This window comes from Gilliamella sp. B14448G11, assembly GCF_016101765.1.
Classification (GTDB): Bacteria; Pseudomonadota; Gammaproteobacteria; order Enterobacterales; family Orbaceae; genus Gilliamella; species Gilliamella apicola_N.
In genome coordinates, this window is the sequence record NZ_JACFPX010000042.1 from 1 (window position 1) to 1,111 (window position 1,111).

At 26.3% G+C, this 1,111-nt stretch carries 1 protein-coding gene; it reads right to left on the minus strand.

Going from position 1 to position 1,111, the window contains the following annotated elements; translation table 11 throughout:
• A partial coding sequence (locus H3S88_RS13085; RefSeq protein ID WP_198229209.1) for a hypothetical protein occupies positions 1-929 on the minus strand: 929 nt, incomplete at its 3' end.
• Between the last annotated feature and the right edge of the window lie 182 nt (positions 930-1,111).

Consider the following 1,111-nt stretch of genomic DNA (forward strand, 5'->3'; position numbering starts at 1 on the left):
ATAGCTGCACAGTACTTATCGATATAAGTATATTTTTTTTCTTTATTATTAAAATAATATAATTTTTTTAATAAAACATTAGATGAATAAGTAATTACATCACCACATGTTTTTGTACTGGTTGCTATTTTATTTTCTGAATCAAACTGAATATAATATCCTTCTAAATTCGCTTCAATATATTTATTTTGTGAATCATCATAGATGTAATATATTTGTTGGACATTCGCAGCACTGGCATCACTGTTATTAAGAGAAAAATCATTTTCATTACCATCAAAATCAAAATCACCGATTCGTATAGATTGAAATGTATGAAAAATATACCCTTTTGAACTTTTAATAGTTTGTAATAGCTCCCCATTTTTTTTACTGTAAACATTGATGCCAGTAATTTTAATATCTTCTTTTTTCTTTTTGGATAATACGACTTTAAAATAAAAATCTTTAGTTGAGCTTCTTTGTAAAAATTCGATATTTTCAAACTCAGTATTATCAAATAACTGTTTGGATTCCACTCGATTTAGCTCATAACCGTTTTCAGTAAAAACATTATATTCAAATTCTTTTTTTAATTTAAAATCACCAAATGTCTCTGAATATCCTAATAAATAATTACTCTCTGATTGTATCTTGTTTAAGCTAAAATCAAAATTTTTAATAATTAAAGTATCACTATCATTATCTGTATCCATCGTTGTAAAGTTTTTAAAATAATAATCGCTTTCTTTTTTTTGAGGTCCTCCTATATATCCAACTTCATATGTGTTGTCTTTAATATAAATAATATCAAAGTCACTATCAGGTGTGGCCACCAAATAAAATTCAACTTTATCATCCCCTATATTTCCGCTGTAGACACGATAGACTGCTTCTGTTACTTGCGGAATAAGAAAAACTATTATCAGTATATATTTTATTGTATTCATTATGATATTTATCTTAGTTTTTTAATAAGTTATCTACCTTAAACAAGTTAAATATTTTGTTTAAGGCTCATCTCCAACCTCTACTACTGCTTTTTCGCAATCCAGTCTTTCTTTTTTGGTACATTGTCTTAAATAATAATTATCACCATCTGGAATAGCTGCACAGTACTTATCGATATAAG